Source organism: Collinsella sp. TM04-29, from assembly GCF_003466565.1.
Taxonomy (GTDB): domain Bacteria; phylum Actinomycetota; class Coriobacteriia; order Coriobacteriales; family Coriobacteriaceae; genus Collinsella.
The window spans coordinates 74,348-87,386 of sequence record NZ_QSPW01000001.1 but is presented as its reverse complement, the minus strand read 5'-3'; the positions used below and the strand labels follow the sequence as shown (position 1 = coordinate 87,386).

Here is a 13,039-nt window from a genome sequence, read left to right as displayed (position 1 = left end):
GTAAAACTCGACTTGAAACTTCCTAATCACCGTCAGCTAGCGCCAAATTGGAAGTCGATGGTCACTCATTAACGTACAGTTCTTATAACTTTGTTCATTATTTTCCGCACCTAAAATGATACGCCGTTTGTGACAGTACTCACAAACGGCGTTTTTTGACCACTGGCGTGTCTGGCAGGCGGCAAGCACCGCCCGAATCCGCATTTTGAACGCGCCCGAATCGGTGGCGCGCGCAGACGTGGTGTAAGAGCGTCCTGAGGTCCGTCGCTGCAAGTCCCGATATTACTCCTTCTTGAGACCGCGCCTCTCGACTATCTCGTCCACTATCTCCCTGGCGCGCCGCCCGAGCGCGCGGCGCCTCCCCTCTGTCGGGGCCGGCCTGTCCGCGGGCTCGGCGAAGCCCTCGGCGGCCGAGGCCTCGGAGAACACGCGCTGCTGGGACCACTGTCCCTCGGTCTCCATGAGGCTCGCGCACGTCAGGCGCAGCATCGACTCCCTCGAGGGGAAGGACTGCACGACCCTGTAGCGGCGCTTGATCTCGCGGTTGGCGCGCTCCTGGACGTTGTTGGTGCGGAGCTTGGCCCAGTGCGCCCTGGGGAAGGCCGTGAACGCCAGCGCGGAGTCCTCGGCCTGCTCGAAGACCTCGCCGGCCCTGGCGGACACCGACGCCACCCAGGGCGCCGCCTCGGCCCACACGCAGCGCGCGAGGTCGGGGTCGTCCTGGTAGACCGCGGCGTGCACGAGGTCCCTGACGGCCGCCTTGGAGTCCTCGGGCCTGCCCGAGCAGGCGCTCTGGAGGTTGCGCTGCAGGTGCGTCACGCAGCGCTGCCAGGCGCAGCCCTGGAACAGGCGCGAGACGGCGGCCACGAGCCCGGCGTGGCTGTCGGAGACCACGAGGCGAACGCCGGCCAGCCCGCGCTCGCGCAGCCCGCCGAGGAATGCCGCCCAGGAGTCCTCGCTCTCGGTGTCGACCACGTCGCAGCCCAGGAAGTGCTTGCGCCCGTCGGCGCCCAGCCCGATCGCGGTCACGACGCCCTGCGAGACGACCGACGAGCCGACCCTGCAGCTCATATAGGTAGCGTCGAGCCACAGGTAGCAGCACGGCGTGCCCGACAGGTCGCGGCGGCGGAACTCCGCCACCTCGGCGTCGAGGTCGGAGCAGAGGCTCGAGACCTCCGAGCTCGACAGCGAGGATATGCCCAGCTTGGACGCCACGCGCTCGACCTTGCGGGTGGACACGCCGCATACGTACATCTCCTGCACGATGGCGGCCACCGAGGTGTCGACGCGCGACCATCGCGCGAGCATGCCCTCGGGGTAGTAGGTGCCGTGCCTGAGCTTGGGTATCTCGAGCTCCACGTCGCCCACGGCGGTCTTGAGCGACCTGGGGCGGTAGCCGTTGCGACTGTTCTCCCTGCCGTCGCTGCGCTCATTGCGGCTCGCGCCGCACATCTGCTGGGCCTCGGAGTCCATCGGCGCGTTCATCACGCTGCCCAGCACCCTGCACGCGAACTCGCGCGCGTCGCCGCACTCCTGCCAAAGCCTCGCCGCCTCGAGGGCCTCGTCGCGGCCGAGGCGCAGTACACTCTCTTCTTGGGGCATCGCCTTTCCTTCCATTCGTCACCTTCATTACTCCAACGACGAATTCTAGGCGGTGTCCCCTCCCTTTCAGGAAAGGGCGGAGGCGGGGCATGCCCCGCCTCTTACACCACATCTCTGTGCGCTACCTTGAAACTTCCTAATCACCGTCAGCTAGCGCCAAATTGGAAGTCGATGGTCACTCATTAACGTACAGTTCTTATAACTTTGTTCATTATTTTCCACACCTAAAATGATACGCCGTTTGTGACAGTACTCACAAACGGCGTTTTTTGACCACTGGCGTGTCTGGCAGGCGGCAAGCACCGCCCGAATCCGCATTTTGAACGCGCCCGAATCGGTTCTGGAGCCGGTTTTCGCGCTCTTACTCGTCTTTGGGCGAGGGATGCTTGCAGATCACACTCATGTAGATCATGCCAAGTACGGCCGCGGTGACAGAGCCGGCGAGAATAGCGGCCTTGGCGGCCAGAACCTCAAACTGGGCCGTCGGGAAGGCAAGGCCGCTGATGAGAATCGACATGGTAAAGCCAATGCCGCCCAGAATGCCCACGCCGGCAATCATGTGCCAGTTAACGTTGCGCGGCAGCTCGGAGATCTTGAGCTTAACCAGGGCAAACGTCATGCCAAAGATGCCAATCGGCTTGCCCAGCAGCATGCCAAAATACACGCCGAGCGTCACCGGGTCGGTCAGCAGCGTGCCCATATCCACGCCCACCAGGCGAACCTGCGCGTTGACAAATGCAAAGATCGGCAGGATCACAAAGTTGACCGGCGTGGAGATCAGGCGCTCCATGCGAATGAGCGGCGGGGTCACGCGGTGCATGACGCGCTCGACTCTGGTGGTCGAGACGGTAAAGTCGTGCTGACCCAGGATGTGTGCCTCGTCGTCGTAGCGGTCGTCGAGCAACGGCAGGCACTCGCCCAGCCAATCGGTAAGGCTATCGAGCTTAACACCGCACTTGGCCGGGATGGTGAAGGCCAGGATGACACCGGCGAGCGTGGCGTGCACGCCGCTCTTAAACATGCAGAACCACAGCAGCAGACCCAGCACCGAATACGGGGCAAGGCGGTAATGCTGCGTCTTGTTGAGCCACACAAGCGCGCAGGTCACAACTGCAGCGGCGCCCAGCCAAAACGGGCTGGGGCTCTGGCCGTAGAAGATGGCGATGGCAGCGATGGAGATCAGGTCGTCGGCAATGGCAAGCGTCGAGAAGAACACGCGCACGCCGTTGGGCACGCGGTTGCCCAAAAGCGACAGCACGCCCAGCGCAAAGGCGATATCGGTTGCCATGGGAATGGCCCAACCGTTGCGCGCGCCGGCGTGGTTAAAGATCAGGTAGATGCAGGCGGGAACGACGACGCCGCCCACGGCTGCCAGCATGGGAAGCATGGCCTGGCGCGGGTTTTTGAGCTCGCCGACCGTCATCTCATACTTGAGCTCGATGCCCACCAGCAAAAAGAAAATCGCCATGAGGAAGTCGTTGACAAAGACCTCGACGGTGAGGCCGGCCGTAAGGCTACCAAGACCCACATACAGTGGAGTCTCCAAAAAGTGATGAATGGCCTCGTAGGCATCGGTGTTGGCACAGATGACCGCGGCGATGGCTGCGATCACCATGACGGCGGCGGAGATTGTGCCGTTCTCGGCAATGCGCTCCCAAATGTCGTGACGCTCAAAACGCTTGCGCTCACGGACGTTGAACAGCTGCTCGGTTGCTGCCATGGGCGGCTCCTTTCGCGGGAAGGTTCCCGTCTTAAAAAAGCACGGCCCGCCCAAGTGGCGGCGCCGCGCTCTATCGTATTACGCTTGCATCTAGCCTACCCTGCACGACAAGCACGCAGGCGTGGCCGAAAAGCGGAACCACAGGTTGAACATTATTTGCTCAACGGCACGGGCGTGCCTGTCCGGGAGACGACGCGGCGCCGTGCACAAAAAACGACCGGAGCGCGGGGCGTCCGCGATCCGGTCGTGGCGTTCGGTCAACTAAACCTAGCAGGCGGCCATGATGGGGGCAGCGACCTGCTTCTTACGGGAGAGGACACCCGGCATCCAGACGCCGTCGTGCTCATCGGCAATGCCCAGGCCCTTCTGAGCGGCCTCGGTCTCGCCCTCGAGCAGGACCTGCGAGCCCTCCTCCATGATGTCGGTGATGCACAGGACAATGCCATCGGCACCCTTCTCGGCGGCGTAGGCACGCATGGCCTCGCGAATCTCGTCGATCATGCCGAGAGCACGACTCTTGTCGACGGTCTCGTACTGGCCGATGAGCAGCTTCTTGCCGGCGGGCTCGAACATCTTGATGTCGTTGCCGACCATCTCGGCTGCGGTGAAGGAGCCGGACGGACGGGTGAGGAAGACCTCCATGCCAAACTTGACCGGGTCGACACCCACCTGCTCGCCGAGCTTGGCGGCGACAGCGCGGTCGACATCGGTGGTGGTGGGACTCTTGAGCATGAGCGTGTCGGTCATCATGGCCGAGAGCAGCAGCTTGGCCTGGACGTCGGAAAGCTCAACGCCGAGCACGCCGGCGAGCTTGGTGACGATGGTGCAGCTGGAGCCCCAGGGCAGGCAGATGTAGTGCAGCGGGCCGGCGGTCTCGAAGTCGCCGATGCGGTGATGATCGACGACACCAAAGACCGTGGCATCCTTAAGGCCGGCAACGGACTGGGCAGACTCGTTGTGGTCGGTGAGAACGACGAGCTGACCGTCCTCGACGGACTCGATCACGCGGGGCTCGGCAATGCCGGCGTCGGCAAGCAGCTTGGCGGACTCGGCCGGAAGCTGACCAAGGGCGCAGGCCTCGTAGGTGTTGCCGGCATACTCAACCTGGTTGAGCAGCTGGGACAGGACGACGGCGCTCATGATGGCGTCGTTATCGGGGTTCTGGTGACCAAAGACAAGAACGTTTGCCATGGATATCCTCCACTTGATATGTGTACTTGGACGTAGCTATGGTAGCACGCCGATGCCGAGCCTTCGCAGACGGAAGGGCCACGGCATATTTTGTGGCAGGTATGGGGGCCAAGGCTGTCCCTTTCGCACCATGTTGGTGCAAAGTAACCTGACCCCCTTGCACCAGCTATTTACCGGCGGCGCGCAGGGCTACGTAAGCAGCGCCGATGATGCCGGCGTCGTTGCCGAGCGAAGCGACCTTAATGGGCGTCTCGCGCGAGGCAGAGAGCGCGTACTGCTTAAAGTGTTCGCGAACCTTGTCGAGGTAGACATCGGCCGAGGCGGAGGCGCCACCGCCGATGAGGAACATCTCGGGATCGACCACGTTGGCAATAAGCGCCAGTGCGCGACCGAGATAGTCGGCCATGGTATCGGCCGCGGCCAACGCAAGCTTGTCGCCCTCGCGGCAGGCCTGGAACACGTCCTTGGAATCTGAGGGGCCGGTGAGCTCGATGGGCTCGACGCCTGCCTTCTTGCACTCGGCAAGGTAGTTGCTCACCACGCCGGTGGCGCTGGAATACTGCTCCAGGTGGCCATGGCCACCGCAGCCACAGGTGCGCTCCTCTTCGGGGTTCAGGCACATGTGGCCAATCTCGCCGCCGGCGCCCACAACGCCCGACACCACGTCGCCGTTGACGACAACGCCACCGCCCACGCCGGTACCGATGGTGACCATCACCACGTTCTGCACACCCTTGGCAGAGCCGAGCCAGGCCTCGCCCATGGCAGCGGCGTTGGCATCGTTTTCGTACTTAACGACCGCGTCGGGGCAGTGCTCCTGAATGGCGATCCTCAGCTCGGGCAGGTTAATGGCAATGTTGGCCTTGACCTTGGCATCGCCCGATGCCGGGATGGGGCACGGAACGGCCAGGCCAATACCCGCCACAAAGGCACGCGGAATCTGGGCTTTGGCGACCACCTGGTCGATAGCCTCGGTCACCGCGGCAAAGCCCGCAGCGTCAACGATGGGAGGCGTAGGCACGCTGGCCTTGGCAAGCAGGTTACCGTCTTCGTCGAACAGGCCCTCCTTAACCGAAGTGCCGCCGACGTCAATGCCGATATAGTACTGCTTAGGTTCCATGGGAGCCCACCTTTCTCATTTAAACATTGCCTGTATGGTACCGCTCCCAAGGCAAAAACCTACCAAAAAGGGACATGTTTGTTTTGGCAGGTTTTATCTGGGGAAACGCAGGGCATGAGATTCAGTTTGTTAGGCGGCAACACGACTCGGCCCCGTCCCCAGACTGATTGATCTGCTCAATACGACAATATTCGAATGTATTTCGTTTTAAGGCGCTTTTATTTAATAAGAAAAGCGTTTTTATCTATTCTCTTTCTCGAACTTTTCTAAAACGCAATAGGGATACTTAGGTGTTGGCTATACTTTCTTTTACACTCAATCAAGCTGGAAAGGGGGTTCCATGATTCCCAAATATGAGGCGATAGCTGCAGATATCCGTCGAAGCATCGAGGACGGCGCACTTAAACCGGGCGATAAGTTGCCCACCGTCGTTGAGTTCTGCGAGCTCTATAGCGTTTCTAAAATCACCGTCAAACGAGCGATTGAGCAGATTACCGAGGAAGGCCTTATTACCAGCCGGCGCGGATCGGGCACCTACGTTAAGGACACGGCGGGGCTTCCCGGCAAGGCGTTTTTCCAGGGCAAGAACGACCGTGCCCAGGGCTTTTCGTATGAGCACCGTGGGGAGAAGGTGACCTCGATGGTCTACGATTTCTCGATTGTCAATCCGCCAGCAGACGTCGCTGCCCAGCTGGGAATTGCCGAGGACGACTTTGTCTATCACATCGTGCGCGTGCGCCAGGTCGACGAGAAGCCCATCGTTATCGAGTACACCTACATGCCCCTCGAGCTGATTCCGGGCCTTAAAAAGAAAGACCTGTATGGATCGGTCTACAGCTTCATCCGCGAGCAATGCGGGCTGAAGATTTCGAGCTTCCACCGCACCATTCGCGCCGTAGCGGCAACCGAGGAAGAGGCTGAGCGCCTGGACACCAAACCCGGCTCTCCCCTGCTCGAGCTCAACCAGATTGGCTTTTTGGATAGCGGCACCGCCTTTGAGCATTCGATCTCGCGCAACGTTGGTGACCGCTTTGAGCTGCACAACGTAACGCTGGCCTAGTTTTGTAATCCGGTGGGTGCTCGTTTTGAGCTGTCTTACGCGGCACCCGCACAACCTTATGGGAGTATGCATATGTCCGATTTGATTAAACTCACGCCGATCTTCCACGAGAAGATCTGGGGCGGCCGCCAGCTGGAGACCGTATTTGGCTACGACATTCCCGAAGGTCCCATCGGTGAGTGCTGGGCCATCTCGGCCCATCCCAACGGCGACTGCCAGATCGCTGAGGGCCCGTACGCCGGTCACACGCTGTCATGGCTGTGGGCCGAGCGCCGCGAGCTCTTTGGCAACTGCGAGGGCAAGGAGTTCCCGCTGCTCATTAAGATTCTGGACGCCAAGGACGACCTTTCGATCCAAATCCATCCCAACGACGAGTACGCCGCCGAGCACGAGAACGGTAGCTTGGGCAAAACCGAGTGCTGGTATGTGCTGGACTGCGAGCCCGGCTCCACGATCATCGTCGGCCAGCGTGCCAAGGACCGCGCCGAGGCCGCACAGATGATCGAGGAAGGCCGTTGGGACGACATGCTCAACGTACTGCCGATTCACAAGGGCGACTTTTTCCAGATTGATTCCGGTACCGTGCACGCCATCAAGACCGGCACGCTCATTTTAGAGACGCAGCAGTCGAGCGACGTGACGTATCGCCTGTACGACTACGACCGTCCCGGCACCGACGGCAAACTGCGTCCCCTGCACATTGAGCAGAGTCTCGACTGCATCGACTTTGATTCTCAGGCCCCGACCGACGGCACCGTGACCGCGCCCGAAGTCGACGGCGTGACCGAACTCGAGTCCAACCCCTGCTACACCGTCGATCGCGTGCGCGTCAACGGCAGCAAGACCTTGGAGCAGCGCTGGCCCTTCATGTGTCTGTCGGTCATCGACGGCGAAGGCACCGTCTGCGGCGACCCCGTCCACAAGGGAAGCCACCTGCTAGCCCCGAGCACCGTCAGCTCCATCGACCTCGAAGGCAAGATGGAACTGATCATCAGCCACCTCTAGGTCGCAACAACAACCAAAACAAAACAAGGGGCTCCCCCGTTCATCAACGGAGGAGCCCCTACTCGTATCTATATATCAGCCCACCCGGCTCTCCAGACCAAATAGCGAACGAGCAAAGCGACGTTCGCAAGCAACGTTATCTAAGGACCTGGGCGGGCGTATGGGGCAACATCGATCGCGAGTTCCGCACGCAAAGGAGAGCACTTAATGTGCTCTCCGTCTTGCGCAGGACTGCCCGAGCAGGCGACCAAAGCCTCCGGCGCGCCCGCCTAGCCGGATGTACGGGTTTTCCAGGTGCGGCAGATCGGCCTGAAAGAGGAGGGCATAGACCTTGAGGTCATGCCCGACGATTGAAGGCCGAGGTGCCGTGCCCGGGAAAGCCGCCTAGGTCAGTTTCACTATAGGCGCAAAGCCCTTCATGAGCTTTTTGGTCTGGCCGGTCTTTTCGAATTGAACCTCGATCATGTCTCCGGCGACCGAGATCACGGTACCGGTGCCAAAGGTCTTGTGGCTCACGGTATCGCCCGCGGCAAAGTCCTGCGACGCGCTGGCGCGATCGACCTTGCGCTCCACCGTCGGCGACACCTTGGACGACGGCTTTTTAGCTCGCGGCGCGCCCGACCCAAAGGTCGAGGCAACACGGCCGGCGTCGGGCGAAACCCCGCGATGGCGCTCGGTGCCATAGGTGCTGCCACCAAAGAAATCGTCGAAGCTCGATCCGCTGCGCGAACCGGAACCGCCGGTCGAGCGCGTATGCGAACCGAACACCTTGCCGCCATACATATCCGAGCCCATGCCCGAGCCAAAAGTGCCGTGACGGTCGCCGCGCTTCTCCCATCCCGTGCCCTCAAAACCGGCAGAACCGATACCGCTAAACTCGATATCCTCAAACGGAATCTCGTTGAGGAAGCGCGAGCGCGGGTTGGCAGAGGTCGAGCCGTAGGTGCGACGCGTGGCCGCATAGGTCAGGAACAGGCGCTTACGGGCACGCGTGATGGCAACGTAGGCCAGGCGACGCTCCTCCTCGAGCTTGCCCGGATCATCGCTGCCGCCAAAGTCGTGCACGTGCGGGAAGATGCCCTCCTCCATGCCGGCCACGAACACCGCCGGGAACTCCAGGCCCTTGGCGGAGTGGATGGTCATCATGGTAATGGCATGCGTCTCGCCGGCCAGGGAATCCAAGTCGGAGCGCAGGGCCAGCCACTCCATGAGAGCAGGAAGCGCCTTACAGGTGAGCGGACCGTAGGTGCGCTCGATCTCGTCGGCATGCACGGCACCCGCCGGCATCTCCGTCGGCGCGGCATACGCGTTGCCCGCAATGGCGGCAGCCAGGGCATCCTGCGGCGAGAGCGCCGGGGCGGCTAGGCTATCGAGCGGATTGGAACCTGCGGCATCACGCGCGCCAACGAGCGCCTCAAACGAGGATACCGGGGCAGACGGTCCCGGCTCGGGCGCAGGTGCGCTCACCACGACGGGCTCGGGCTCGGCGCCGGCAGGCACGTCGGCAACACCGGCCGCGCGCAGCTCCTCTAAGCTCTCGAGCGTACCCTCGATATCCTCGTGCGTCTCCTCAAATTCGGCGGCGACGCCCAGGAATTCCTGGATGTTCTCGGCGCGGCTCTCGGACTCCATGGTGCCCTCGGCGCGAAACGCCTGCAGCAGGCCCGTCTTATCGACAATCATCTCGACGACGTCCTTGAGCTCGCCGTCCATGCGGCGGCCCTCGCGCACCAGCGCCACAAAACTCGACAGGCCGTTGCGCACCTTGGCACTAAACATGCCCGTCTCGGCTGTTGCGATCTCGCAAGCCTGGAAGAACGAGCAGCGGTTGTCGCGCGCCAGCTGCTCGATCTTTTGGATCGAGGTGGAGCCGATGCCGCGGCGCGGCGTGTTGATGACGCGCTTGACGCTCATCTCGTCGGCCGGGTTCACGATCATCTTGAGGTAGGCCATGACGTCGCGAATCTCGGCGCGGTCGAAGAATCGCGTGCCGCCGACGATCTTGTAGGGCACGCCCGCGCGCAGGAACATATCTTCGAGGATACGCGACTGGGCGTTGGTGCGGTAGAACACGGCGATATCGTCGTAGCTCGTACCCTTGGCATGCAGCTTCTCGATCTCGCCGGCAATCCAGCGACCCTCGTCGCGCTCGTCGCTTGCCTGGAAAGCCTGAATCTTCTCGCCATCGCCCTCGGCCGTAAACAGGCGCTTGTCCTTGCGCTGCGAGTTGTGGCGCACCACGGCATTGGCGGCGCTCAGGATGTGACCCGTGGAACGATAGTTCTGCTCCAGCTTGACGGTCTTGCAGTTTTTAAAGTCCTTCTCAAAGTCCAGGATGTTGGTGATGTCGGCGCCACGCCAGCTGTAAATGGACTGGTCATCGTCGCCCACGACCATGAGATTTTGGTACTTGGCGGCCAGCAGGTTGGCGATCTCGTACTGGACGTGGTTGGTGTCCTGATACTCGTCGACGCTAATGTAGCGGAAGCGCTCCTGGTACTTGTCGAGCACCTCGGGGCGGGTGCGCAGTAGCTCGAGCGTGCGCACGAGCAGGTCGTCGAAGTCCATCGCGTTGGCGGCGCGCAGGCGGCGCTCCAGCTCCAGGTAGACTTGCGCGGCCTTTTTGTCGTTGGGGCTATCGGCGCTCTTGAGCATATCCTCGGGCCCGATCATGGCGTTTTTAGCAGAGCTGATCTTGCTGCGGATCATGTTGATGGGGAACTGCTTTTGCTCAATGCCGAGCGCCTGCATAATGTCGCGCACCATGCGCTTTGAGTCATCGTCATCGTAGATGGTGAACTGGCCGGTGTAGCCCAGCAGGTCGGCGTCCTCGCGCAGCATGCGCACGCACATGGCATGGAAGGTGCACACCCACATGCCACGGGTGCCGCTTGGGATGAGTGCCGCCAGACGCTCGCGCATCTCGGCCGCAGCCTTGTTGGTAAACGTAATGGCAAGAACCTGCCAAGGCTTAACACCCAGGTCGCCGAGCATATGTGCGATGCGGAAGGTCAAGACGCGGGTCTTGCCCGAGCCGGCGCCGGCGAGCACCAGCAACGGGCCCTCGGTGGTCAGGACCGCCTCGCGCTGGGCGGGATTAAGGCTGTCGATGTCGACGAGCGGCTTGATAGGCTTGGGCGCCGGCGCGGGAGCGTCATAGATGTCGAGCGGAACGAGCTCGGGCTCCGGCGCAGCGGGGGCGGTGTATGCATCGAGCGGCACGGGTTCCGGCGCGGGCGGCACGGGTACCGCGGCGTTCTTTTCCCAGGGCAAGGGCTGGGTCATGGGCGACTCCTCATCTGACAGACGGCGCGCCTGCGGGCAGCGCCATAGTTTGAGCCGTACCAGTATACCGAGCCGCGCGGACACCGACGCAAATCACACCACGACTCCGTGCGCCGCCGTCAGGCCCGCCCCATCGCCCAAAAAAGAGGACGGCATAGACCTTTTGGTCATGCCGCCCTCTTTGAATGACAAGTTGTCGCTCTGGCCGCCGCGCAGCGTCAACCAAGTTACAGGCCGAGCATGGGCTCCAGAACGAAGAAGTATGCGAGCACTACGATGCCCAGGATGATGCGGTAGACTCCGAAGCACTTGAAGTCGTGACGGCGGACGAAGCCCATGAGCCACTTGATGGCGATGAGCGAAACCACAAAGGCCACAACGCAGCCCACGCCCAAGATGGCGATCTCGTTGGTGCCGAACGTGCCGCCCTTGATGAAGTACTTGACCAGCTTGAGCGCACTCGCGCCAAACATAACGGGAATAGCCAGGAAGAACGTAAACTTAGACGCCACCGAGCGCGTGCAGCCCAAAAGCAGGCCGCCGATGATGGTAGAACCGGAGCGAGACGTACCAGGCACCAGCGAAAGCACCTGGAAGCAGCCGATACCCAGCGCAGTCTTCCAGCTGAGGTCCTCGAGCGTGGCGATGGAACCAAAGTCCAGATTCTCGTCATCGTCCTCATCCTCAGCGGTAGCCGTGGGGGGCGCCGCAAAGTGCGCACCGGCGGGACGTCCACCCGACACCACAGCACGCGAACCAAACGAACCGGCAACGGCCATTTCCTCGCGCTTGCTCGCGCGCCAGTTCTCGATCACGATAAACAGCACGCCGTACACAATGAGCGCCAGCGCCACGACGGGAGCGTTGTAGAAATGCTCCTCCATCCAGTCGTTGAGCGGCAGGCCGATCGCCGCCGCAGGAATGCAACCGAGCACAATCTTGCCCCACAGCACCCAGGTGTCGCGACGGCCCTCCTTGCCCTTGCTGGGCGAGAACGGGTTGAGCTCGTGGAAAAACAGCACGCAGACGGCCAGAATGGCGCCGAGCTGAATCACGACCAGGAACATATTCCAGAACGTCTCGCTCACGTTCATCTTGACGAACTCGTCCACCAAGATCATGTGGCCCGTCGACGAAACGGGCAGCCATTCGGTGATGCCCTCGACCAGGCCCATGAAGGCAGATTTTAGAAGCTCGATAATATCCAAAGGGACCCCCTCGTTAGACACCCGCCGGTAGATGTTCTGCGGACGATGCGGGCGATGTCCCATTATCAACCGTTGGCGGTGCGACCGCGCCTACCCTTACCAAAAAACTCGCCCGTTCACAGAATTGCGAGCAGTTAAACCGAAATCCTTGGGTATAACTGCAACAAGATAAAGTGTCCGGCGGTCAACGCACCCGCGCCCGCCCGACGCACGAGCCCCGCGCCCGTGCGATAGACCAAGGAGGAAACCATGAACGAGGGTTACACCAAGGTATTTGTTTCACTCGACGGTACTGAGCAGCAGGATTTTGTGCTCGCACGCGCCATCAAGGTCGCCGCGAACAACGGCGCCAAGCTGATTATCGGCCACGTTATCGATTCCACGGCGCTCGAGAGCGCCGGCTCCTATCCGGTCGATTTGGTCAACGGTCTGGAGGAGGCCTTTAAGAACTCCATCGAAAAGCAGCTCGAAGAGGCCAAGGCCAATCCCGATATTCCCGAGGTCGAGGTCATGATACGCGCCGGTCGTATTCGCGAGACGCTCAAAGACGAGATGCTCGACGTGGTCAAGCCCGACCTGGTGCTCTGCGGCGCTCGCGGCCTGTCCTCGATCAAGTATGCGCTTCTGGGTTCGATTTCGACGTTCCTGCTGCGCAATACCGACTGCGACATTTTGGTCGTAAAGTAGCGTTGCCCCCACCGGCCGCGGGGCCTGCGGGGTTTCCACGGGCACGTCCTCGCCGCGTTGCGGCTGCGGGATGTGCCCTTAGGAAACCCCTCCCGGCCTCGCGGCCTTCGCAGCCTTACTTCAGCGAGTTGGCTGATAAAAGATGGCGTGCCGCCCCGTTT

General features: G+C 61.6%; 9 protein-coding genes. 3 read left to right on the top strand and 6 right to left on the bottom strand.

Annotated elements, in window-relative coordinates; genetic code table 11:
* Positions 1-282 precede the first annotated feature (282 nt).
* The 4 genes from DXD39_RS00355 to DXD39_RS00340 all read right to left on the bottom strand — a co-directional run bounded on the left by DXD39_RS00355 (position 283) and on the right by DXD39_RS00340 (position 5,633).
* On the bottom strand, positions 283-1,602 hold the full coding sequence (locus DXD39_RS00355) for an IS256 family transposase (RefSeq protein WP_233541063.1): 1,320 nt from the start codon (positions 1,600-1,602) through the stop codon (positions 283-285).
* A 361-nt stretch (positions 1,603-1,963) separates the two neighbouring features.
* Complete coding sequence (gene nhaA, locus DXD39_RS00350) at positions 1,964-3,322, bottom strand: Na+/H+ antiporter NhaA (protein ID WP_117802799.1); 1,359 nt, start codon at positions 3,320-3,322, stop codon at positions 1,964-1,966.
* A 267-nt stretch (positions 3,323-3,589) separates the two neighbouring features.
* On the bottom strand, positions 3,590-4,513 hold the full coding sequence (locus DXD39_RS00345; RefSeq protein WP_117802798.1) for a manganese-dependent inorganic pyrophosphatase: 924 nt from the start codon (positions 4,511-4,513) through the stop codon (positions 3,590-3,592).
* Positions 4,514-4,679: 166 nt separating this feature from the next.
* The gene (locus DXD39_RS00340) at positions 4,680-5,633 is read right to left on the bottom strand and encodes an ROK family protein (RefSeq protein ID WP_117802797.1); all 954 of its coding nucleotides are present in this window, start codon (positions 5,631-5,633) and stop codon (positions 4,680-4,682) included.
* Between the two features lie 340 nt (positions 5,634-5,973).
* Between DXD39_RS00340 and DXD39_RS00335 the strand changes: the two genes are divergently transcribed.
* Together DXD39_RS00335 and manA are read left to right on the top strand one after the other, a co-directional pair.
* Positions 5,974-6,693 carry a GntR family transcriptional regulator gene (locus DXD39_RS00335; RefSeq protein WP_117802796.1) on the top strand — a complete coding sequence of 240 codons (720 nt, stop codon included), beginning with the start codon at positions 5,974-5,976 and terminating at the stop codon, positions 6,691-6,693.
* A gap of 72 nt (positions 6,694-6,765) precedes the next feature.
* Positions 6,766-7,698, top strand: coding sequence for a mannose-6-phosphate isomerase, class I (manA, locus tag DXD39_RS00330; RefSeq protein ID WP_369832113.1), 933 nt, complete (start codon positions 6,766-6,768; stop codon positions 7,696-7,698).
* A 384-nt stretch (positions 7,699-8,082) separates the two neighbouring features.
* Here manA and DXD39_RS00325 read toward each other — a convergent pair whose 3' ends face one another.
* Positions 8,083-10,983 carry an ATP-dependent helicase gene (locus DXD39_RS00325; protein ID WP_117802794.1) on the bottom strand — a complete coding sequence of 967 codons (2,901 nt, stop codon included), beginning with the start codon at positions 10,981-10,983 and terminating at the stop codon, positions 8,083-8,085.
* A gap of 227 nt (positions 10,984-11,210) precedes the next feature.
* Positions 11,211-12,191, bottom strand: coding sequence for an undecaprenyl-diphosphate phosphatase (locus tag DXD39_RS00320; protein WP_089572431.1), 981 nt, complete (start codon positions 12,189-12,191; stop codon positions 11,211-11,213).
* A 249-nt stretch (positions 12,192-12,440) separates the two neighbouring features.
* Between DXD39_RS00320 and DXD39_RS00315 the strand changes: the two genes are divergently transcribed.
* On the top strand, positions 12,441-12,878 hold the full coding sequence (locus DXD39_RS00315) for a universal stress protein (RefSeq protein ID WP_117583590.1): 438 nt from the start codon (positions 12,441-12,443) through the stop codon (positions 12,876-12,878).
* Positions 12,879-13,039: the final 161 nt, after the last annotated feature.

Coding starts and splice junctions, on each gene's coding strand:
- DXD39_RS00345 (WP_117802798.1), bottom strand. CDS start 4,513: ATGGCAAACGTTCTTGTCTTTGGTCACCAGAACCCCGATAACGACGCC.
- manA (WP_369832113.1), top strand. CDS start 6,766: ATGTCCGATTTGATTAAACTCACGCCGATCTTCCACGAGAAGATCTGG.
- DXD39_RS00335 (WP_117802796.1), top strand. CDS start 5,974: ATGATTCCCAAATATGAGGCGATAGCTGCAGATATCCGTCGAAGCATC.
- DXD39_RS00315 (WP_117583590.1), top strand. CDS start 12,441: ATGAACGAGGGTTACACCAAGGTATTTGTTTCACTCGACGGTACTGAG.
- DXD39_RS00355 (WP_233541063.1), bottom strand. CDS start 1,602: ATGCCCCAAGAAGAGAGTGTACTGCGCCTCGGCCGCGACGAGGCCCTC.
- DXD39_RS00325 (WP_117802794.1), bottom strand. CDS start 10,983: ATGACCCAGCCCTTGCCCTGGGAAAAGAACGCCGCGGTACCCGTGCCG.
- nhaA (WP_117802799.1), bottom strand. CDS start 3,322: ATGGCAGCAACCGAGCAGCTGTTCAACGTCCGTGAGCGCAAGCGTTTT.
- DXD39_RS00340 (WP_117802797.1), bottom strand. CDS start 5,633: ATGGAACCTAAGCAGTACTATATCGGCATTGACGTCGGCGGCACTTCG.